General features: G+C 32.9%; 17 protein-coding genes and 1 pseudogene. 11 read left to right on the top strand and 7 right to left on the bottom strand.

The features are described from left to right. Nucleotides 1–262: 262 nt before the first annotated feature. A complete protein-coding gene (locus AB0A59_RS11695) occupies nt 263–541 on the top strand; it encodes a hypothetical protein (protein ID WP_458743987.1) in 279 nt (92 codons plus the stop codon). Nucleotides 542–1,383: 842 nt separating this feature from the next. Beyond that, nucleotides 1,384–1,851 (top strand): MarR family transcriptional regulator, encoded by a 468-nt coding sequence (locus AB0A59_RS11690; protein ID WP_458743985.1) that lies wholly within the window; start codon nt 1,384–1,386, stop codon nt 1,849–1,851. Nucleotides 1,852–1,908: 57 nt separating this feature from the next. On the opposite strand, the gene AB0A59_RS11685 is transcribed toward AB0A59_RS11690, so the two are convergent. Beyond that, nucleotides 1,909–2,409, bottom strand: a complete 501-nt coding sequence (locus AB0A59_RS11685; protein WP_458743984.1) for a hypothetical protein — start codon at nt 2,407–2,409, stop codon at nt 1,909–1,911. A gap of 88 nt (nt 2,410–2,497) precedes the next feature. Between AB0A59_RS11685 and AB0A59_RS11680 the strand changes: the two genes are divergently transcribed. After that, a complete protein-coding gene (locus AB0A59_RS11680) occupies nt 2,498–2,995 on the top strand; it encodes a DUF4149 domain-containing protein (protein ID WP_458743983.1) in 498 nt (165 codons plus the stop codon). A gap of 32 nt (nt 2,996–3,027) precedes the next feature. Here the strand turns inward: AB0A59_RS11680 and AB0A59_RS11675 are convergent, their stop codons facing one another. From AB0A59_RS11675 to truD, 3 genes and pseudogenes are all read right to left on the bottom strand, one after another. After that, a complete protein-coding gene (locus tag AB0A59_RS11675) occupies nt 3,028–3,834 on the bottom strand; it encodes a hypothetical protein (protein WP_458743981.1) in 807 nt (268 codons plus the stop codon). Between the two features lie 66 nt (nt 3,835–3,900). After that, nucleotides 3,901–4,077, bottom strand: coding sequence for a hypothetical protein (locus AB0A59_RS11670; protein ID WP_458743979.1), 177 nt, complete (start codon nt 4,075–4,077; stop codon nt 3,901–3,903). A gap of 206 nt (nt 4,078–4,283) precedes the next feature. After that, nucleotides 4,284–5,524 (bottom strand): annotated as a pseudogene (gene truD / locus AB0A59_RS11665) (tRNA pseudouridine(13) synthase TruD). Nucleotides 5,525–5,727: 203 nt separating this feature from the next. Here truD and AB0A59_RS11660 point away from each other — a divergent pair. The 4 genes from AB0A59_RS11660 (at nt 5,728) to AB0A59_RS11645 (ending at nt 11,401) form a co-directional block, all read left to right on the top strand. After that, nucleotides 5,728–6,603 (top strand): hypothetical protein, encoded by an 876-nt coding sequence (locus AB0A59_RS11660; protein ID WP_458743977.1) that lies wholly within the window; start codon nt 5,728–5,730, stop codon nt 6,601–6,603. Between the two features lie 186 nt (nt 6,604–6,789). Continuing rightward, nucleotides 6,790–8,967 (top strand): CDC48 family AAA ATPase, encoded by a 2,178-nt coding sequence (locus AB0A59_RS11655; protein ID WP_458743976.1) that lies wholly within the window; start codon nt 6,790–6,792, stop codon nt 8,965–8,967. Between the two features lie 117 nt (nt 8,968–9,084). Continuing rightward, nucleotides 9,085–10,248 (top strand): Ppx/GppA phosphatase family protein, encoded by a 1,164-nt coding sequence (locus AB0A59_RS11650; RefSeq protein WP_458743974.1) that lies wholly within the window; start codon nt 9,085–9,087, stop codon nt 10,246–10,248. A 91-nt stretch (nt 10,249–10,339) separates the two neighbouring features. After that, nucleotides 10,340–11,401 carry a tyrosine--tRNA ligase gene (locus tag AB0A59_RS11645; protein WP_458743973.1) on the top strand — a complete coding sequence of 354 codons (1,062 nt, stop codon included), beginning with the start codon at nt 10,340–10,342 and terminating at the stop codon, nt 11,399–11,401. A 211-nt stretch (nt 11,402–11,612) separates the two neighbouring features. On the opposite strand, the gene AB0A59_RS11640 is transcribed toward AB0A59_RS11645, so the two are convergent. Continuing rightward, entirely contained in the window at nt 11,613–12,386 is a 774-nt protein-coding gene (locus AB0A59_RS11640) for a class I SAM-dependent methyltransferase (RefSeq protein WP_458743971.1), read from the bottom strand. Between the two features lie 87 nt (nt 12,387–12,473). Here AB0A59_RS11640 and AB0A59_RS11635 point away from each other — a divergent pair, with 87 nt between their 5' ends. The 4 genes from AB0A59_RS11635 to AB0A59_RS11620 all read left to right on the top strand — a co-directional run bounded on the left by AB0A59_RS11635 (nt 12,474) and on the right by AB0A59_RS11620 (nt 17,666). Then, nucleotides 12,474–13,139 (top strand): hypothetical protein, encoded by a 666-nt coding sequence (locus tag AB0A59_RS11635; protein ID WP_458743970.1) that lies wholly within the window; start codon nt 12,474–12,476, stop codon nt 13,137–13,139. 85 nt (nt 13,140–13,224) lie between these two features. Beyond that, nucleotides 13,225–15,207 (top strand): AMP-binding protein, encoded by a 1,983-nt coding sequence (locus tag AB0A59_RS11630; RefSeq protein WP_458743968.1) that lies wholly within the window; start codon nt 13,225–13,227, stop codon nt 15,205–15,207. A 103-nt stretch (nt 15,208–15,310) separates the two neighbouring features. After that, nucleotides 15,311–16,168 carry a DNA double-strand break repair nuclease NurA gene (locus AB0A59_RS11625; protein WP_458743966.1) on the top strand — a complete coding sequence of 286 codons (858 nt, stop codon included), beginning with the start codon at nt 15,311–15,313 and terminating at the stop codon, nt 16,166–16,168. Between the two features lie 1,108 nt (nt 16,169–17,276). After that, nucleotides 17,277–17,666 carry a hypothetical protein gene (locus tag AB0A59_RS11620; protein ID WP_458743965.1) on the top strand — a complete coding sequence of 130 codons (390 nt, stop codon included), beginning with the start codon at nt 17,277–17,279 and terminating at the stop codon, nt 17,664–17,666. A 1,089-nt stretch (nt 17,667–18,755) separates the two neighbouring features. On the opposite strand, the gene AB0A59_RS11615 is transcribed toward AB0A59_RS11620, so the two are convergent. Both AB0A59_RS11615 and AB0A59_RS11610 read right to left on the bottom strand, forming a co-directional pair. Further along, the gene (locus AB0A59_RS11615; protein WP_458743963.1) at nt 18,756–19,967 is read right to left on the bottom strand and encodes a cupredoxin domain-containing protein; all 1,212 of its coding nucleotides are present in this window, start codon (nt 19,965–19,967) and stop codon (nt 18,756–18,758) included. Between the two features lie 341 nt (nt 19,968–20,308). Beyond that, nucleotides 20,309–23,050: a glycoside hydrolase family 38 N-terminal domain-containing protein gene (locus tag AB0A59_RS11610; protein WP_458743961.1), complete on the bottom strand. Its 2,742-nt coding sequence runs from the start codon at nt 23,048–23,050 to the stop codon at nt 20,309–20,311. Between the last annotated feature and the right edge of the window lie 889 nt (nt 23,051–23,939).

Raw genomic sequence — 23,939 nt, 5'->3', positions numbered from 1 at the left:
TAATAATAGTGATTATAATTAGAGATATTTCCATGAGTTGATGATTAGTGGAGCCATTTTTTTGTCTTTATTTTTAGCAATTGATCAACGAGGGGTGAATTAAGAATCTCTTTTTCGCGCTATTATCTTTTTATTATTACCATATTACCATAAGGACAATCTGGGCTCTGCTAAATGGATAAGCACGATTATACCTTCAATACATTGGTTCATGAAAATCAATAAAAAAATACTTTTATTAGATGTTTGATCTAGTTATTGTATGGATTTTGTAAATAATAACATTAAGAAAATTGGTCTAAGCTATACTGTTGGGCCAGCTGATTTAAATCCAGTACCAAAGAAGAATCCGTCCGAACTCGAACAGATACACAATCAGATAATTTCTTCACTTAAGGTTCGCATGCAAAATATACCAAATGAATATAGTAATCAAAATTTTGAGAAAATGGTAAATCAGATGAGAGGACAAGATATTTCTGCAGTTTCAAATTTAACTAAAGATTTTCTAAAAACAACGAGAAAAAATTTACATGAGTGAAATGCGTACAGACCCGCTCCTGTGCAGGACCACCAGGATATCATAAGTCCGTAAAAGATTATCTTAATTTTATTCTTTATGAAATATTATGTAATACATTTTTCATAGAATTAAAATAAATTTTTTTCATTATCAATACTGAGATATGATTTATTTGTCATCTATATTTTTCATTCTTTCTTTTCGAATTTTTCTTATATATATATCGGATAGATTTCAATGTCTTGTATGTTGTTTATCTAATCTTTCTATTTTTTTGAGTAGGGTATAGTGCAGTTCTTCCAAATTGCCAATTATCTTTTTACTTCATCTTGTTTTCAGTAGTCTTCTTTTGTCTATACTATATCTATCAGGCTATTTTAAACCAATTAGGGGCTAATCAGTATATCTATTATGTACTTATGAACTTGTTGAAATTATCATCTCGGTATATTCTGAAGAAAGTTCGGGGATGCATCCATAAATTGATAGAATAAATATGTGGATCAATGTATCAGTTAAAAATAAAAAGTTCTTTTTTTTATTCAAATAATGTCTGGATTTGAATTTAGTTTGCTATTTCTGTCAGATTATCTATTTTATGTGTATCTGGTTATTAATTGTGCTATGATTTCGTACATACTGGCTTTTTTGCAACTTTTCCTGAAAATTAAAAAGAAGCATTATCCTGTCAACACAATATTTGAATTTATACTTTTCTTAATAAATTCATCCAATAGGCAAGGTTATATTATCAGTATTATCTGAAGATGTAATTTTGTGTTTTGCCATCTGTCCCTTTTACATTGTGGTGTCATTTTGTTATAAAGACATTTATATCATTTTGTTGTTTATAATATGTTTTGTCATCTGAAATTATTGGTTCAAAATTATCTGTTCGTTCTAAAAATGATCTCATCGATAAAGTATTCGACGCTATCACAGGAAGTGGTGAAGAGGGTGTTTTTCAAACCGAATTATGTAAACTTTTCTCACTAGATAGTAGAGATGGTTCAAGACTGGTAGGAAATTTGGAAAAACAGTCATTAATAACACGAGAAAAAGCACTTTATCGGGGCCGATGGACGTATAAATTAGTCGTGAAAAAGACTATTTCTATTGATGCGGAAGAACAAAAACCTATTGATGTAAGTATGGTTGAAGGTGCACCTTGTCTTTGTTGTTCCTATCAACATCTTTGTTCAAATGAGGACGAATCTAATCAATACAGCCCTGCTAAATGTCAAATCATCGAAGAATGGATTGTAACTTCTTTTGATAAATTTATACTAACTCAGGAAGAGCCATCATCCGAACGAGATTTACTTTAAAAGTCATACTTTATTTTTATTCGACTCAAACTAAAAAATAGCATGTTTGGATAGACTTTACCATGTTGCATTAAATATTTTGGGAGCTGAGCTAAATCCTGACTCTATTATTGCATTTCCATCAGCAGTCCATTCAATAATTTGCAGTGATTGATTATTATTCCTTAAATCCGTCCTAATTTTTTCATTAAGAACCGGAACTTCTATCACTGAAGTAATGTTTGTATCTGTATTTGACAACAGTTGGGGTCTACCATTAACAGGGATGTCAATATATGACTTTGTATATTCCCCAATAGATTCTCCGTTAGCAGTTAATTCATAATCAATTTTTGATGTAGTTAGCGCTTGACCTGTTGGATTCTTTATATTGAATACTATCTTTAGGGTAGCAATATTATCTTCAGAAATGTCTTCTAATTCTATATTCTTTATTATTATGTCGATTGCACTTAAATCAGGTAAGGTTATTGTTAAAATTAAAGGTAATAATACAATGACTCCTACGATAACCGTAGCTGTTCCTATTAATACTAATCTGCGTCTACTTAAAAACAATATTCTATCGAATTAATCTGTAAAGTATTGGTATTAAAAAACTTTGTTTATAATAATATATTATGGGATAGGAATAAGACACTATCCAATGTTTATTCTCGATCCATTAGTTACATGGATTCATCTGGTTTTTTCTTCAATATGGGTAGGTGGATCTATTTTTCTAGGGATTGTTTTGGCACCTTTTCTTAAGAAGACTATACCAGATGTCAATAAGAGAATTTCATTCATGGTTGTAGTAGGACGTCGATTCAACTACCTGGGTGGGACTTCATTAATCTTACTAATTATTACTGGAGTATATAATGCTCGATCGTTTTTGGAGCAGCCTTATTATTTGTTTGAATCTACATATGGATATATTCTTCTGGCTAAAATCATACTAGTATGTATAATGATAATTGTTTATGTTATTCACATTTTAATTCTAAACAAGAATGTTGAAATTAGTATCATGCAAAGAGAAGTCCCAGATAAATATTTTTCATCTTTAAGAAATAAAATAATTTTATTGGGTCGTTTAACGGTTGGTTTATCTATCGGTATACTTTTTCTAGCTGCATTGTTAGACAGGGGTGGAGTATGAAGCTTATGAATCGTACTAAAACGCGTGAAACCTCAGTTGAAGTTATTTTGTAACATCACAGTTTTGATAGTCTCTCCAATTTTTTCATCATTATCTATTGAAATCACCACGCCATTTTTAGACTTTGGGAGCAAATCTAAAATCACAGTTTTTTCATCCACTAGCATTTCAATATTAAGAATTTTTCTTGAAACCGATATATCTTTGATCTCAATTACTCGACCACCTAGACTATTAGTATCCACGGCTGATTGGGTCATCAAAATATATATAGCCTGGATAAATGAATCCAACAGATAGAAAGTTAACTTGGTTTCCTTCTCCATCAAATGAAAATTTGGCTCGTCTTGCGAATTCTTCTCTTGATCATCTTCTAATTTAGTTCCACTTGTTGAATACTTATTTATATTCCAGTTAATTACATTCGTATCAGCACTTAGCTTGTCGAATGTTTCCACAAAATCTGAGATGATAGACTCTAATGATATGTCTATTGTATATTTGTCAATAATCTTTATCTTTACTCTTACTGTATGATAATTGAATTCATAACCTAAGAATTTAGTAAATATCATTGGCTTGCCATACTTTATCTTGTGAATATCACAACCTTCAATCCTATCTACTATTTCATTAAAATATTTCAAAGATGTGAGGTTCCTTTCAAGACAATTTAGTTTGGATATTATTATCAACTTCATGATCTTTGTAAAGTAGCTCCGAAATTGCTCAGGATGTTCTTTAAAATCATACCTTATTTCTTCAATTACCAAATAGCTACTCAACTTGTAAGAATTTATCTTTTTAATTGTTTGTTTTGAGTCTTGATTTGAATTCAAATATGGCGGATTAGACCATCATGATAATAATTGATAATCAAATAATATTCAAAGTATACATTTTGTTTATGGCTTGTACCATTTTGAAAATCTGTCCTGATTTGTCAATTTATTTTTAAATTGTCTAAGTATGAATCCGATTACTACGTGATGTCTATAGACAAAAGCTATTGCTATCGTTACCATTCCTACTATTAAGAATCTAATTCCTATTTCTCTCAAACCTTCGGTAAATTCATTCACAACTATATCAATAATTATAAAGGCCAAACCGAATAATATAACTAATATTCCTATTGTTATGAATGCTTTGAATAGTTGTAAATCATTCTTGGCTGGAATCTTATCACACTCACTTGTTTATGTATTTAGACGCATGGTCATAATTATGTCTATTTATTGACCTCTTTTTTTTGTAAAATCGTCAGATACTTCATTTTCGAATTCATTTAAAAACCTGACTCAATAGGATTGACTGGTTTAATTAGTTCTCTTAACAAAACGGTGGCATAAGATCCTTTAGGCACAGAGAATCCTACCAATAAGGAATTTTCTTCTTTTTTATATTTGAAGTTTTTACATACATAACAAGCTTGCCTAAAACCACCTGATTCACTTAATTCCTGCATTTCCTTAATAAAAAAATCTTTGGCGTTTAAATTTTCTTGTTTCATGAATTCCTTTATGATCTTGTCAAATCTATTCTTTCCCGGTTGGAAAGAATATCCTGGTAACCTAATAATGGGCAATCTCTTAACTCTGCTGTCAGTAGGTTTTCCTTTTTCATATTTGCGAATTTTTCCAAAGGTCAAATCATCTCCAAATACATCAAAACAGAGATCATTTTCTTCAGGTTTGGTGAGTGAGAAGTCATCCCTAATAGCAATGCTTAAGGTCTTATTAAAAAGAAATGCCTGAAATGCTTGAACAAATAGCCTTCTGATATTAATGGGGATTGTTCTTAAGGCTGAAATAGAGTCTTTTCCCCTTAATATTGCCTGAGCTAGATTTTTCTCTATATCCATTCCAGGGGGGATTTCTCGTATTAAATTTGGATTACTTTTAATGTCACTCAATTTTTCCCTGATTTCCCGACTGAATTTTGAATCATAGTTTGTGGTATAAGTCATTAAAATCTCAGTTGCCTTATCAAATTTTCTTTCAAGAATGGCTTTCCCGACTAAATGAGTCACCAACCTTTCACTTCCAAATCTTTGTAATCCATAATAGTTGCCCAATCTATTAATATCGCTCAAAAATTGTAAAATATTATCTACTTTGTCCCTTTTTGGTTCAGCAATTCTTATTTGAAATATGTTTCCAACCAAATTGTTCTTTTCAATTGGTTTTCTTGAGAAACCAACCAGTGTTAGTTTTATTTTTCCAAGATCAATATTTTTTACTGCTTTCCTTGTATTGCTGCTGGCGTATTGAATTGTGGCGGCCTTTGCGTCTTTTATACCAACTATTTTTAGATCAAGGCCGGTTTTTTTTCTCAAAATTAAGATCGCATGACTTGAATCCACTCCTTTTTTTTTATTTCATAAACTGGGAAAACATTGTTTGAAGTCTGATCAGGGGAGATCTGTTCTAAGAAAATGTTATTTATTATTTCTTGCACATGAAAATCCTCAGCATTTTTCTTTATAGTTCCGCCTATTCCATCAAATTCTGTAGAGTAGTATTCCATTCCTGCAAGTTTATCAATGTCTGGTGATGATTGCTTCATTAATCGATCATTCGTTTTAGATGCGAGGAGAATATCTAAGAGTCTTAAATACTGTTAAAATCATTTATAATTATTTTATATAAGAAAATGAACTAATATAAATCCCTATCTTTTATTCAGTAAAACATAAATCGTGTTTTGCATATAGAAAGTATGAATTATTAATGTCTAGTGAAAAAGTCTATCGTTTTAATATATTACAAAATAATAGTAATTTTGATATAAAAGTAAATAAATCCAGTTTCATTGTCCTTCTAATACCTATTTTAATGGTTTCAGCTCCTCTTGCTTTTAATTTTAATACTGTAAATGCGCAATTAAATCTTGATGATTTCATGAAACAGACTCAGGATAACATTCAATCAACCATTGAATCTAGCAATAATGACAACAATTGTAATAATAACATCTCAATTCAGTCGCAAACTAATGAAAATGGTAAAACAACCAGTACGACCAAAAATACCTGCGATGATGGAACAACTACTACTACCTCTACTAACAACGTTAATTCTGGATCTCCTAAGGCTGATCTAAATGGCACAATTGCGGGTTCAGAATATAATCAAGATAGTGGTGTTATAATAAACAGTCTATTCGGTAACTGGTCTTTAACCACTAAGGATAATGGTTCAAAGGACTTTAATGCCAGTTTTATAAAACAGCCTGTTTATTATAACTTGTCTGAAACTATTACCTCTGAAAATGATACTACTGCAAACAACAACAATAACAACGGTAGTACACAATTAACTAATAATAATAACGACATAGGCAATACAACCTCCTATCATTTATCGAATTTTGTGGGGAATTCTGTACAGCAACAGAATGAAGATGTAACGTATTCCGGTAAGATAGATGTTGTTCAAGAAATGAAGTCAAAGAATGCGACTATTTCCGATGAGACAAATAACTTTAAGGGTGTTGGTGTGACGATATCAGTTATCGACAATAGAATCTTGTTTATTAATTTCGACAGTCAAACGCCTTTATTCAACGAGTTTGTGAATATACCTATTGTTGGTCTCGTAAGATAATAGATTGCTAATTTGAGTTTAACCGGTAGACTATTTCATCAGAGCATCATTATAATTTCTTTAGTACATTTAGGTTTTACCTCTTTTCTCGATATTATTATAATGAACCATAAAATACCTGATTACGCTAGAGTTTGTTTTACAAAAGTGTATAAGTAGTATGTTATCAAATATTAAGTAGTAATCATGTCTCAGAGTAATACTCTTTCTTTAAAGGTGCTTGAAGCTTATACACGAGATGTTGGCCGTGGTGTTGCTAGAATTGATTATGATTCTATGGATGCTTTAAGCGCGTCTACAGGTGATGTCGTGGAAATTAGAGGTAAACGTAAAACAGTTGCAAAATGCTTACCTCTGTATCCTTCGGACGAAGGTAAGGGTATAATCAGAGTTGATGGTCTGGTTAGGAATAATGCGGGTGTAGCTATTGGAGACACTGTAATTGTTAGAAAGATTAAAGCTGTTCCTGCAGAAAAAGTCATTGTTGCACCATTAGAAGCTATTCCTCCAATTGATGAACGATATTTAGCTGATGCTCTTGAAAGTGTACCATTAATCAAAGGTGACAATGTGATGGTACCATATTTTGGCGGTAGACTTACATTTCAAGTCATTGGTGTCACACCTGGCCCCGGTGTTGATGCCGTTTTAGTTACTCAAAAAACTGTATTTCATATAGCTGAACGTGGAGAAACTCTCCGTGGAGTACCACAAGTAACATACGAAGATATTGGTGGCTTAAAAGAAGAAATTCAAAAAGTTCGTGAAATGATAGAACTGCCATTACGACATCCCGAAATATTTGAAAAACTGGGTATAGAAGCACCAAAGGGAGTGTTGTTGTATGGACCTCCAGGTACCGGTAAAACCTTGTTGGCAAAAGCAGTGGCCAATGAGAGTAATGCACACTTTATCAGTATCTCTGGTCCAGAAATAATGAGCAAATTCTACGGTGAATCTGAAGCAAGACTGCGTGAGATATTTAAAGAAACCAAGGAAAAGGCTCCTTCTATAATATTTATAGATGAAATAGACTCTATAACTCCAAAGAGAGAAGAAGTAACGGGAGAAGTTGAACGAAGAGTTGTATCTCAGTTATTATCTTTGATGGATGGATTAGAAGCAAGAGGTAAAGTTATAGTTATTGCTGCCACAAATAGACCCAATGCTATCGATCCAGCTCTAAGAAGACCTGGTCGATTTGACCGGGAGATTGAAATCAAAGTCCCTGATAAGCGTGGTAGATTGGAAATTCTACAAATTCATACAAGAAATATGCCGTTAGAATCAGATGTAAATCAAGAAAAGATAGCATCTGTAAGTCATGGTTTTGTTGGTGCAGATTTGGAATATCTCTGTAAGGAAGCTGCAATGAAATGTCTTCGACGATTGTTACCCGAACTTAACTTGGAAGATGAGAAAATTCCACCCGAGACACTTGAAAAATTAATTATATGCATGTCTGACTTTGAAAATGCCCTTAAAGAAGTAATGCCTTCTGCCATGAGAGAAGTTTATCTAGAATCTCCTGATGTTGAGTGGAATGATATAGGTGGATTAGATGAAGTTAAACGAGAACTACAAGAAGCAGTAGAATGGCCATTAAGGTATCCTGACCTTTATACCAAACTGGGTCACTCTGTACCTAAAGGAATCCTGATGCACGGTCCATCTGGTACCGGAAAAACAATGCTTGCCAAGGCAGTTGCTACAGAATCCGAAGCCAATTTCATCAGTGTGAAAGGACCAGAATTATTGTCAAAATGGATAGGAGAGTCTGAAAGAGGGGTTCGGGAAATTTTCCGACGTGCAAGACAAGCCGCACCATGTGTTGTTTTCTTTGATGAAATAGATTCCATTGCTCCTATCAGGGGAATGGAAGGTGTTAATGCTGGCACTGAACGGATGGTTTCTCAACTACTAACAGAAATGGATGGAATTCAAGAATTAAACGGTGTAGTTATAATAGCAGCAACTAATCGTCTGGATATGATTGACAGCGCATTACTAAGACCAGGGAGATTCGACAAGATAGTCTTTGTTCCAAAACCAGATATAAGTACAAGGTTAAAGATCTTGGAAATATATGCAAAAGAAAAACCATTAACAGGTGATGTCAATTTACAGAGGATTGCTGAACTCACTGATGGGTTTAGCGGAGCAGATATGTCTGCAGTTGCAAATACGGCGGTTTCACTCGTGTTACATGAGTATCTTCAAAAATATAGTAATCCTGAAGACGCTGCAAAACATGCAACGGAGGCACATGTTACTATGAAGCATTTCGAAGATGCTGTTAAAAAGATAAAAACTCAGAGAGATATGAAACCCGGGGAAAAGGTTACGCTTTCTCAATACCGATGATAACCTACCTTTCCATCCGTATTGTTTTATTTTCCTCTGGGGGTTTTACTCATAGCTTTTATGCATAGCCTATAAACAAAAATTAAATAAACTTCTTTTTAGTAGTTTTTACTATAGTTGTATTATGAGTCCATAGATTCTGGGAAAAAGGAAAGTCTTGCTATAATAGATCTTGGTTATAATTCTATAAAAATTTCTACATACAATATTTATAAAAATGGGCATTACAAGAAACAGTATCAAAAACAGGATTACGTTCAAATCGGTTCAGAATTGAATAGTAATGACAACATCATATCTGATAGACATATTGATCGAACAATCCAAGCACTCGATAGTTTTAAAAAAGATTTGAAAGAAAAGCATGTAGGTATAGTTATTCCAATAGCTACTAGTGCAGTAAGAGATGCAACTAACCAGAAATTCGTAGTGGATACCTTAAAAGACAATACTGGATTTCTATTTAATATTTTATCCGGCCCAGAAGAAGGGTTCTTTTCATATTTGGGAGCTCAATCCTATATGCATATCCCTAATGGCATATTCTTTGATCTCGGTGGTGGTAGCCTTGAACTGATACATGTTCAAGATTTTAAGATAATAAAAACAATTTGTTTGGATATGGGTGTTTTGAGACTAGCTGAAGAATTCGTAAACCGTAATAGTGTTATTGAGGAGAGGAAGCGCTGGCCCAATTTCCGCTATAAAGGATTAGAAAAATCATTGATTAAAAATATCCCCTCAACTGATCAATTGAGTTTGGAAAGGCCGTCAGATACAAAACTGGTTGCAATAGGCGGAACGAGTAGAGCGATTTACAAGTTTATGTCAAAAATAATAAATTTAGCCCCCTCTGTTTATCATGGTCACTCAGTACTTGATAAAAGAGTGATAGCTCTTGCAAATACTATTTTTCAAGGACTGTCTGACGATGAATTGTCAAATTTAAGATCCATCGACCCCGAAAGAGCAAAAACAATAACGACCGGTAGTTTTATCATAAAAACATTGATGAATAAACAAAAGTTTGACAATTTATTGGTATGTCCTACTGGGATTCGGGAAGGAGTGGTGGAATATTATCTTTATTTTAAAATGGATAAAAAATATCGTAACAGGAAGAAATTCATTAAAGTAAATTGCGAGCCATTTTTTGCAATTGAAAGTACTAGAAAAAATACTTCTACAATCTCTGATTCTATTTTCTCTTTGCCAGAATCTGATTCTTATGTTTTTCCAAGGAAGCTCAACAGTATAAAAGTTGACAAGTTAAAAGATTAGTACAACTTTTACCCCTAACCTGATTTGGTCTTGTTCAATAAAGTTTGTTAAATTATACAATTTATAATAATCTCTATACTAAAATTTTACAATGGACGTTGAAGAAAAGATTCGATTAATAGAGATGCCTCCAACAGAAGAAATAGTGGCACCAAATGAATTGGCTACATTGTTTGAGACCAAAACAACTCCTAGACATTATATAGGATTGGAAATTTCCGGAAAATTACATTTAGGTAGCCTTATAATTACAGGTTTTAAGATCAATGATTTTATCAAGGCCGGCGTCCAAGCTAATGTATTTCTAGCTGATTGGCATACTTATATTAATAACAAACTAAATAGTGATTGGGAATTAATTTCAAAAATTTCGGATTATTATGAAAAAGCATTCAAATTTTTTTGTCCTGGAGTTAACATTATTCACGGGACCAAGCTTTATGAGGAGACCGATGATTATTGGAAAAATTTTGTACTTTTTTCAAAGCAAATTACGCTTGCTAGAACATTGAGATCATTAACCATTATGGGAAGAACAGAGAAAGATTCACTTGATTTTTCGCAACTTCTTTATCCTTCTATGCAATCTGTGGATATCAAAGCCATGGATTTGGATATTGTTCATGCAGGAACCGATCAACGCAAGATTCATATGTTGGTGAGAGAAGTTTTTCCAAAGTTAGGTTGGAAGGTGCCTATTTCCGTTCATCATCATTTATTACCTGGTCTATCTGAACCTATTCCTACCAGTACCACTGCGGAACCAGATGATGGCTCATCAGATGATGATAATAAAATTTTTAGTAAAATGAGCAAGAGTAATCCATCTAGTAGTATATTAATTCATGATACTCACGATGAGATTTATAGAAAAATAAAAAAAGCTTATTGTCCCACGAAGATCTCATTGAACAATCCAGTCTTGGAGATCATTAACTATGTATTATTCCATCGTTTCGATGAATTTGTATTGGAGCGCCCACAAAAATATGGAGGGAACATATCATACTATTCGTACAATGATCTCAAAAATGATTACGAACAAGACAAGATACATCCAATGGATTTAAAGGAGGCAACTGTCAGATACTTGGACAAAATTATTTCCCCTATTAGAAGCTATTTGCAAAATGACACTCCCATTGCCCTTTGATTACTCTTCGTTTACCTATTTACATTTGATTTAACCCAAACTACCAACTAGATTATATTTTATTTGACATTTGTGTTCATTTTTACAAAGGTTTTAATCATTTTATTCTTTGACGCCCGGGACAATATCTTCCACCAATCAGTTGTGTTTATCTCTAGGAGTTCACTTGAAGGCACGAATGTTTAGTCTTGTGTAATCAATATTATAGTCATTAGGGACTTTGGTTAATCCTTTTGATGCTCCTCTTATAATATTTAAAGAAACAATCTATAAAAGAATCTATGATTTGATTATTGTAATCAGGAGGCAAATATGATAAATATGGTTTCAATATCATAGTTTTTATGAACAGTTTATATTCTTCAAAACTTGAAAATTTCGCCATTTTTTTTGTTTGACCAGTTTCAATTTTTTTAAACCCCACTCTTTCCATCATTGAATATGTCTCCTCGGCTGAAGGAAAATTCCACGGATCTTCCCAATCCTGAAAATAGCCTTTGAACGCATTGCTTTTTCTTGTCAAATCTAATATTGGCTGGACTGTTCTTAGATTTCCTTTACCACCACATTGAATTAATATTTCTCCGGATTTCTTTAGTAGTTTCAAAAAGTTGCTAAATAGACTGTAATGATCTTTTATCCAATGTATTACTGCATTAGAAAAGATAATGTCTACTGGTTCTGGTAGTTCTACGGTGGATAAATCGGATTTGATAAATATTACATTTTCTTGATCCTTTAGATTTAACTTTGCGTTTTCAATCATGTTATGATCCAGATCGATAGCATAGATTTTACCCTCTTTCAAAATGTTTGAAATGATTTTAGTAACCCTTCCAGTTCCACATCCTGCATCTACTAATACCTCATTTCCCTTCCATTTTCTTTGAGATAATAGTTCTATTGCCCAGGTTTCTTGTATGGAAGAAACTTTGTGATAATTTTTCGCATCCCATTTCCCTTTTTGATGTGTTAAAGACGTCATTTGGTATAATTTATAACACTACGTAATTTCATTCTTAAAATTTTTTCTAAACCATTTTATAGGATCAAATATTAAATTCTCATATTTATGAATACGAGGGTTATATATGCAGTTGGTTTAGGTATAATAATTATTGGAGTAGTTTTTTACTTGTTTAACATAGGGTTTTTATCTCAAAATTCAAAATCAAATAATAATCCTGAATCAGAAGTCAATGGTACAAATAATATATCCACTCTGCCAAATCAATCTTTGGCATCTGGTTCTCCAGAAAAGACAGAACTAACTCCTCAGCAACTCAACAGCCAGAATTTATCTTTATCAGTTGATTCGGTGAAAGTTGTACAAGTAAATAATGAATCTCAATTGGAAACTGTCTTCAATGTATATAATCCAAATAAGGGGGCTGCAATCCTTGAAACTGTTACCTATAATGTTTATCTTAATAATGTAAGGATAAGTTCTGGAGATGTAGGATCTAGAACAGAGGGTTTTGTAGATTCTCTTGAATCAGTGTATACAATAATAGGAAATCAGTCAATAGCCCTTCGTGATAGAGAACCCTTAACCGAAGATGGAACTTCACTTTTTGATTCTCAAGGAAAAATACTGAGTGCAACGACAGATAATTCTAGTTCCTCTACTACTTCAAGAGCGTACGATGTAAACGGAACTTATTTTTATACATTGAATAGGGGCAGCGAGGCACAAGTGAGAGAACATACTTTCAACTTTCAATATCCACTCAGTTAATTTCACCACTTAATTAAAGGCAGTCAAATTCACGATAAAAATAGAATAATATATCTGAAAAGCATTCTAAACGATTAAAATATAGATGGTTAAAAAACTAAAGGTACCTTTCTATTCCATAAGTTCCTCTAAATCGGAATGGACAAAGGATAATAATTTAATTCAATTTATGGAGAGAAATAATATTGATACCTTAGAGGATTTATTGCTGAAATCTATTGATAATGTTGAATGGTATTGGAGGGCTGTCAATGATGACCTTGGCATTCAATGGAGTGAGCCATTCAAAAAGGTAGTTGATGTGCAAAAAGGATTACCTTGGTGCGAATGGTTTGTTGGAGGAAAATGTAATATTATTAATAATGTTATTCAAAGTAATCTTAATAAACATCCATTTAAGACTGCGTTTATTTTTGTAAACCCTGATGGAATAAAGGAGAAGCTCACCTTTAAGGAGCTGGAATTAAGGGTAAACGTATTTGCCCATGCCTTACAAGATATCGGAGTTAAGAAGGGTGACGTAGTAGGAATTTATCTTCCTATGAGAATGGAGTCATTTGTAGCGATTTATGCGATTTCAAAATTAGGAGCGGTTCACGTCCCTATTTTCTCAGGTTTTGGCAAGACCGCGCTTGAACAGAGACTTGTTGATTCAAATTCTTCATACTTAATTACTAGTGATTTTTTTCATAGAAGGGGTAGAGTAATTAATTTAAGATCACATTGGGAAGATGTATTATCCAATACTTTTGTAAAAAAAATAATTGTGTCAGAAACAGGAGAATCTGTTTTCGATAATACCTTTAATGATGGAGTGTTTTCCTTTAAACGAATCTATAATGAGGCATTTAACAGATATGATTCAAACAGTAAATTCGAATCAGAGTTAATGGATTCTGGTGATCCATTGTTTATTTTATACACTTCCGGAACGACAGGAAAACCAAAGGGTACTATTCAGACACACGGAGGATTTTCTATTCTTTCCGCTCATCAATCATCCTACTTGATAGACCTCAAATCTACTGATATTATCTTTTGGTATGCTGATCTAGGTTGGATTACTGGTCAAACATGGATAATATATGGATCTCCTATAATAGGATCAACTGCTGTCATTTTTGAAGATACATTGGACTTTCCTTATGTGGATTATTGGGCAAAACAAATTGATGACCTGCATGTTACAATATTTGGAGCTGCCCCGACGGCGATAAGACAATTCATGAGAAATAATATTGATTTTTCAAAGTTTCACTTTTCTTCTCTTAGACTACTGGTTTCCACAGGAGAGCGATTAAATAAGGGAGCATGGGATTGGTATTTTTCTAAAATTGGGAACAATCGTTGTCCTATCATAAATTTGTCAGGTGGCACTGAAATAGGAGGCGCAATTCTTAGCATGCTTCCATTCCTGGACAATGTACCTACATCAGTAGGTATACCTGTACCAGGGTTGGATGTTGATATCTTAAATGAGCAAGGTAAATCTGTTAATGATGGATATCTCGTAATTAGGAATCCATGGCCTGGTATGACTAAAGGCTTATTGAATGATGATGAAAGATACCTGTATACATATTGGTCGAAATTTCCCAATATTTGGAATCATGGCGATAAGGTGCGAACGGATTCACAAAATATGTGGTACATATCTGGAAGGGTAGATGATGTCATGAAAATTTCCGGACACAGGATTGACCCTAGTGAAATTGAAGAAGTGTTAACAAGCTATTCAGGAATCGTTGAGTCCGCCGTTGTTGGCATCCCGGACGAGTTAAGTGGTGAATCTGTATGTGTTTTCTGTGTTTTAAATAATGTTGATATAACAAACCAGACAAACTCTTCAATAAAGCAGGATCTTGAAAAACTATTGATAAGCAAAATTGGAAAATTTCTACTTCCTAAAGCCATTTATTTTGTTAATGACCTTCCCAAGAATCGATCGGGGAAGATATTAAGAAGATTGATGCGTAAAAAACTCTTAGATATTGATATTTCGAATGATGACCTTTTATTAGTCGAAAACCCCGAATCCCTCAAGTCCATCTCCGTGATTAAACTATGACTGCATTGACACAAAAAATAGTATTTTCCCAGCCTTTGATTCTCCGTTTTGTTCAAGATGAATAATAAATAAATTTAGTGCTTGAATTAAGTAGAGTATAGTGTTGCCAGATCTTTATCTAGATGCTATCAAAAATAAGGAAAAAAAGCTTTCATCCATCCATGGAGATGAATATAACGATCTTCTAAAGATTGCCTCTGCAAAGTGGGTGGAGTATGAACCAATAAAAAAACCGGTCTATAGTGTGGGTATTGATAGCAGCTGGAATAAAAAATCCTTTCAGGGAATCGATCTGTTTGTTATTGATAGCGTCTCAGTTAGCTCACATAATAATGTGTTAGGATCAAGATGGGATTACGGGATTTCTAACATTACAGGCGACTCTCTAAGTGCTAGAGCTATGAAAATGGAAATCGATCTAGTTAAATCTGTATTGGATCAAAAACCAGATCATGTCTGTGTTGATGGGTCAATAATATCCAATTTAATTCATAACAAAAATGTATCTTATAGAGAAAACGTTCAGTCCCTCTTTGATAGTTATCAAAAGAGTGATGTTTTATTTGTTTCAAAAAATTCTACATCAAAGAATCAGTTCAGTGAATATGGCTCAAGAGCCGCCGATATTTATTATTATAATAAATTGGGCTACAAGACCGGATTTAGTCTTGCTAGTAAAAATAACTTTATCTCTGATACTTTAAATGTAATGGAAATATATGCAAGGCTTACTGCATATGTTCCGCTAATAAAGATTGAAATTATAAATAGACCTGATATTACCCAAACCGAAATTCAAAATCTAGTTGATGGTTTATGTTATCACAGTATCAAGGGATATCCTTATTGTTTAAAACTTGCCCATCAGTCATGTAAAATAACCAACAATGATGTAAAAAGACTGGCTAGTCTATATGGATTTAAGAATGAGTTTGGATCAAGAGATTCTTTAAACGAATAGCATCAAAAAAAAAAATGAACGTGTATAAGTATATCAAAACTTGTTCATCGTGCGGATGTTTATACCCCGAGAGATGGGTAAATATACAATATCGGCTGATTTCTTGTATCTTATTTGCGGATAATAATACACCATGCTATAATACATTCTAGAAGACTAATTTTTCAAATTCTTTAAGAGAAAGAAAAAAAGAAACGGTCATTAGTCTAGAATGTTTCCTCTACGATAATGAAAAAATCTGCATTCAGTATATAATAATTTACATTGATTATTTTTGGGCTCGGATTAGTTAGCGTTACATTGTCGAATAGCTCTATTAGTGAAAAAGCTAACATTTGCAGATTGTAAAAATATAATTCATCTTTGTATCATTCTAACCTTGATTTGGGATATACTATATAATTTGAGAAGTTTACTGTCTCTAAAAATGCCTCGGACCAATTTAGAGGTAATGCTACTCTCTATGGAGTGAACTCGGTAGTTGCAGTAGTAAACTCCACATCCGTATTGAGGAATAGTAACATCGCTTATATCCACGGGACGGCTCAATAGGCATTCAATGATGGAAACCCAATGGATGTTGATCCATATAAATTCGAAGCAATTGAAGATTACTATAAGGATGGCAGTTTTTGAGAATACGGGGGAGGGGAGGGGGACGATTCTGTTGACATATCTGGCGGCAAATTGTCAGAACTAATTAATATGGTGGGGGTATTCAAAGTTAAAACCAGTCCAATTGGAAATGGAACTTCTTAATGTGGAAATTAAATAGATTGATTTACAAAACCAATAAACTTTATTTTTTTTGCTCTGGATATAAAGATAAAACAAAAAATTTAAGATTATCAAATGGATACATATTAACTTTTATTTTCTTTAATATTCTTCAAAGTCGCCTTTTAAGCAGATACAGTAAATTATCAATGTGATGGAATTATCAGATAATTAGAAATAAGATTTTGACATTTCGCTTTAGTTCGTATGATTCGTAATCATCATAGGAAAGGTAAAACCTAATTACCGGACCAAGAAAAACGTTTGTTGAGATCTATATCATTTATGTATAGAACACTTATTTGCGTGAATAATATTTATCAAATAAGTTATGGGACGTTGGGATGATGGAAGGTCTCCTGAAAATGGTAGATCGGGCAAAAAGCGAAATATTTTAAAAATAATACGCAGAATAATATTTGTTGGATTTGCAGTGGTTGCAGCGGTTGTCTTATTCGTATATTTTTCAACATCAGGCTTGAATATCGAAATAATCCAAAGAGGAGGTCCTGTGGAGACAATAAGCGTTAAATTAAGTAACAATAATTTCAATTCTATCAATAACGTTACTGTTCAATTTGATAATGATCCAATTCAACCTTTAGGAAATATGGGACCATTTGCATCAATCTTCATAACGCCTGAAGGGGGCGATCCTGATTTTAAGAAAGTAGTTGTAAAAGCTAATAATGGACAGATAGAGGCAGTAAAAAATAGATAGTAATCCTACATCGAAATTACTTCTTATTCTTATTCTTATTCCTATTCCTCTTAAATTTCACTATTTTAGTTTCTTTTTTGATATCTGCTGTACAATATTATGCTCAAACAGTAGACCTTCTCTATTCAGAGGAAAAAATATTGTAGGCGTAAGTTAACGGTTGGTTATCTTTCAAATCTGCATTACTATTTATTCAAAATAATTTTTGTGTTTCATTTTTGGATATATTCCGACCACTCAAAATGATGATTGGATGAAAGGTGATAATTGCTAACATCTTAGTTAATCGTTTGATTACTAGGATCATGCCATGCCGTAAATGCTGTATACGTATTTTTGCCTGCAGATCTAAAATAATTCATCATATATTATCAGCAAGCTAATATCTCAAATTCTTTTAAACAAAAAAAAACAAAGAAATGAATAATGATTTAATTAGTATCCACACATCTTACTTTCATTATCAAATAGGGATATACTTCTTGAATCACATACGAGTTCTTCAATAAAAGGATGGTGTTCGATACTCTACCTGCCTCCAGAGGGTTCTCCTGATTACTGTAATTCACTAGATGAATTTGTAAATGCAAGTTGCAATCGAGGCTTACACTTTGCATCACACAACATCTTGGCTCATCTTTGCATTCAAAGAAACTATATACCGACACTGAATTGAATTGATTTACTAGTGGTAGTTTGCCATTCACTTTCTATTTCATAACTATTAAATGGATAAAGTCTATAAAAAATCCATACTTTCATTACAATTATCAATCATATGAGGTATTTTTATAAATGAAATATATATTAATAATTATTATGATAATTATTTAATATTAATTAGTATTTTTTCTAATCCAATGAAGAATACCGCTATATTAGAATTTGTTAGTCAAATTTTTCCAATCTTGATGCCGAAATTCAAGTGATATATATCTATGTAGAAATTAGTTACATTTAGTTTCAGCGGATTTAGCTGATACATATTAAACAAATTAGATATTTATTTTTCAGAAATTCCGATTTTATTAAAAAAGAATGTTAATTGATTGATGAATCAGTACATGCTAACATCCTCTTTTTTTTGTACTAACTACAAGTGGGTAATATTTCCATACTAGCTCCTGGACTGTCTGAGCAAGGTGTCAGTGAGGTAACTGTTCCAACTATTGGTTGTCCAGCAAAATGATGATCGGTAGCTTCATGATCTACTGATATAGTTATGATCTTGCCACCACCTCCGATATTAATTGTTGATTCGACGCCATCCCAGGATATTACTCCATTAGAAGCTACGTCAATTTCCCCATCTATGGTTACTATATTGTCAGCAGGTAGTTCAATTTCTCCGCTTGAATCAAAATTCAGAAAATCGTGAGTATGACCTGTAGTACCATTAAACCATGCCATGTTGGTGACGAAATTTATCATTTCACCATTTTCTACTATCATATTCCAATCTCCAGTTGCATTCCATGCACTTGATGATGTTACAATGAAGGAATTAATTTTTCCATTTGCTTTAAAACTATCAATGGTATCATGTTGTGGAATTTGAAACTGGTCCTGTACGATTTGTTGTACTGGTTCTTGGATTGGTTGTTGTTGTACTGGTTCTTGGATTGGTTGTTGTTGTACTGGTTCTTGGATTGGTTGTTGTTGTACTGGTTCTTGGATTGGTTGTTGTTGTACTGGTTCTTGGATTGGTTGTTGTTGCTCAGTAGTAAATGATTGGGTATTCTCTCCGGTTATTCCTGATTGAACTTGATTTGAATTTGAACTTCTAACATTGGCTGTGTTAACATTATCTGACTGCGGAGGTTCGTTAATCAAGGACGTTCCATTTACTGTGTTCGCATCGTTACTTGTTGTGAAATTACTACTAGTAGAATTACTAGTAGTAACAAACCCTGATCCTGTATTGTTCTCATTTACTGTTGTAATCTGTCCCCTAATGTTTGTCCATATAGGATCGTAATAATCGATTTCACCTGCTGAATCAAAAGTCCTATTGTAAGCCTCATTCGTACCAAAAAAATCTCCATAGAAGACATTTGTTGGACCTTCCTCAGGAGTGCCGGATACTATTTGATGATAAGCTGAATCTTTGTTAAGCCAAATAACAGTAGCCCCTACTGGTATTGTAATATTAGCTGGGTTTATAGGGTTTAGACTATCACTATTGGTCGCACCTGGGTTAATTGTAATTGTAAATCCTCCTTCCTGAGCATTTGCTTTTGACTGAGCAAAGCATATTGTGCCAATCAAAAGGAAAATTGCAGCCAAAATTAGTAATTTCATATATGTTCATTTTTAGATAAAAAGACGGCTATATATCTATGATCCTAGTTGATGTAGTGATCAAACAAACGACTCTTATTTCTAAATTATTTCGAATATGATCTCCAATCACTGGAGTACGTTACGGCTTTATTTTTTGCAAATTGAAGTCCATCAGAATAACGACAATTGTGAGGTCAAGATATCAGTTGATTTACATTTTTAATATGATATTATTGACAGGAGCGATTATTCAATGATCCAGATTATTTTTTAATCGTTCCTATATTTTAGTATGTAGGTAGAAGGAACCGCTCCTGTAGTGAATAGGGGAATAGGGACTATAAGAAATCATCGTTTGTTTAAATTTGGCCATAGAAATCAAATTCTATTCTTAAAGTGATTATTTTAAAACCCTTGATAGGTAAGCTAAGAATGTTTTTGCTTGGACCAGAAACCGTAATCGCTTCAACTGTGTTATCTTTGATATCCTCCATAAGGTCCACATATGCTGCAGACTTTATAGGATACTGGAAATTTATATCTGCAGTAACTGTTTTACCTTCCGTTTCATATAACCGTAGTATGACTCCTTTGGAGTCGCTTTTAAAACTAGAATCCTGTGGAGTTTTGAGTGTACTTAGAATTACATTCTTTGGTGATATAGACAAAAATGAGAAACCATTAGGTAGGTTTGTATCCAGTAAGGTGCCTGCAGGATCATGCTCGCTTGATTTGTCATTCCAAATTTGGTGACCTTTTTTTGAGAGATGAATTGCAGTAGGTTTCATATTGAAAGCGATGCCTTCTTTATAACTTGATGCATCGCGCCAATCTCCATTGTGGGGAATTAGCGAATATTTGAATGTATAGGGTCTCTTTTCTGCCGCATCAGGAGTCGCAATACATGGACCCTTGGTCCCATCTGCAGAAAGTGTTTCTACTCCTCTTAATAATGTGAGGTATATGCTATTGTCTCTAATTTCATGTGAAGGTATTCCAAAATGAGCAAGGGTGACGCCCATATCTTGTTCTTTGTTGGAAAAGTCTATCCATTCTATTGAAGGAAATGTACCACTGGGTATTTCTTTCCATTTCTTTAGTACATCAGGATCTTTGTTTAAGTAAAATAAATTAGTTGGTCTTTGGATAGCGCCAAATTGTGTACCGGTCCAGTAAGTGTATCCTTTAAATGGAACATCAAACTTGACCCTAATTCGCACATGAGGATGATTATTTTCTATGTATGTTGTACAGTCTATTCGTGACAATCCTTTGTAAATCGATATCTCTTTTCTCACTGTCAAGAAACTATGTTGGTAAATAATTGTAGGTAATTTTTCATTAAGTCGATATGGCCAACGAATGGCATAGTATTTATTCTGAAACACTATTTTAGTTCTGATCTTCCCATTCAAAACACTATATTTTTCTTTTTTGAATACTCCAAATGGTATACCTTCACCACTTTCTGATTTTATTATTCCAGTTACATCTTTATGATAGTACAAGTCTCCTAGTTCCTCTTCTATACGGACTTCATTGCCAATGAAATAAAGGCGATCAGCTTTCATCAATGTAAATATGCCAGTTTCCGCGTCAATTTCTAGTGTGAAATCGTCAAAAGTAAATCTTGTCTCATAGGATCTTGGATATGCAAGCAGGGGCGATTGATCCATATTGTTATTTTTACCTTTTTCCTTCTTCCTGAATATTATTTCATATGCGGAAAAACCAAGAGAAGGAATTCTTGCGATGAACCCTATTTGGACACTTTTTATTCCTCGATCTTTTTCATGTAATTCTAAATCTAATATTTCTATATCCACTATTTCGCTACTATTCACAGTTCTAAGTTCCATTATCTCAATTGCCTCATCAATATCAAAGTTGATTTTTGCTTCTACCCATTCTTTTATGTCCCATGACACAGAGTTGAATACTAGGATGTGATGAGCCTTATTGTCCTGTCTGAATAGTATTTTGGATATTTTAGTAATACATTCAAGATATGATTTTTTTAATGTATTCTCTAATTTATCAAATGTTGACCTCATCTCATCATATACTGCGTCAATACCAGTACCAGGTAAAGAGTCATGCATTGCAAAAAATAATGCTTGCTTCCAGTAATTTTTAAGGTCATCAGCATGATCATTTTCTTTTGATATCAAATGAAGTATCGAATTCCATCTTTCAAGCATGAGTAAATAGGTTTCAAATTCTTTGAAACCTTGTTTGATCCATGATCTTGTTGAGGTACTATCTGGGAATACGAATGATGCTTTTCCAGAATACATTTCCCCTTTTTTGATAGACATGTGGATGCTTTTCTCTTCTATTTCTTGTTCTAATGCCTCAAAGAATTCTGAGGGAGTCGATACCTTCATTAGTGGATTTTCAATGATACTTTTGGCAGATTCATTATACTTGTTGAGTGTGTCACATAACTCTGGCTGGGGAGGTGTAGATCCACTGCCGGAAGGCATAAGAACATGTCTTGTAGATGATTGTCTTCTAAGTTGCTCAAAAGTTTCATGTAAAAGTGATAGATCTAATCCGGCTCGGTAACCTAAAGGCATCCAGTGCGATAGAATAGATGTACCGTCAATACCTTTCCAATAGAATTCAGATACCAGTGGCTCTGTTACGCCCCTTCTGAATGCGAAGTACTTGTAACCACTTTCCTTTAGTATTTGTGGCCACTGTGCATTATAACCGAATTCATCTGCACCCCAGGCGACTATAACGTCTTTTTCGAACTTCTCCTTTACATAATTTTTGCCTTCTAGAATTTCTCTTATCAATACCTCACCTGAGGGTAGCATCACATCTGACATGAGATATTCTCCTCCTGCAATTTCTATTCGCCCATCTTTGATGAATCCTTTAATTTCTGAAAATAGTTCTGGATAACTTGTTTCAATATTTTCTAAGAGATATGTCTGTTCAATAATAAATTTAAAGTCTTTTTCATTTTTTAAAATTTCAATAGCTTTTTTTATAATAAAGTTACAATTAATATCAAAATTTTCTTCCTTACTGAAAATCCAAATAGCATCATAATGACTGTGAGGAACGACATGTACAATAGATTTATTCAATTCTATGATGTGTTACATGGAGATATGTAAGTCTTACCTACCATTGATAAATTCTATTGAAATAGAAGATTGTTTAATATATTGAGATGATCCTTCGTAAACCCTGTAATCTTTTTGAATTAAAGACAAGGTTCATATTATGAAATACAAAATGAATAGAAATGATGTGATTATTAAAAAAATTCTAGTAATCTATACTTCCATTTGATCCGATTTTTGATTTCCTTATTTAACGGATACTTTAGGTTTCATAGCTAGTTTGAATTGCATCCTACCCTACATGTAATTATTCACAATAAATACTTGAATTTGAGTTCCTTACTAAAGGAGTTTGTCTAGTAGAATTTTTTTTATAATTGATGTGGCAAAAAATAGGTATATAGATTACTCTATTACCTCTTTTAGTTTTGGAATATAAAGTCATGTTAATCATAATACATGTAAAAAAATCAAAAGTCTGTAAAAATGGCACATCGTAAATGGTGAATAGAGGTTTTATTTTAAATATGCTTGAACCTAAATTTATTGGTCATGGTCTACTTTTGAATTTAGAACTTTACACAGAAATGAGATGTAATAGCTCATATAACCCAGCTGTTACATCCCGTTTCTACGAAAATCTTATCGATAACAAAGTTTATGTTAATTAAATATACTTAAATTAATATTTATGCCCTATCATTGTTTTACACAGAATAATGGAATATGATAATATTTAGATATTTTTGTAGATGTTAACCTGTGTATAATTTATTTATGAACTTGATATGAGAAAGAAAATTATCATTGAATCAAAATAAATAATTAATCAACCTACTACTGTATTTTTATTCGTAATAAATTAAAATATAGAGGTTGGAGGTGGCAAATTATTGAAATAGAATCCATT

The organism is Candidatus Nitrosocosmicus sp. T, assembly GCF_054408485.1.
This window is presented reverse-complemented; position numbering and strand designations above follow the sequence as displayed.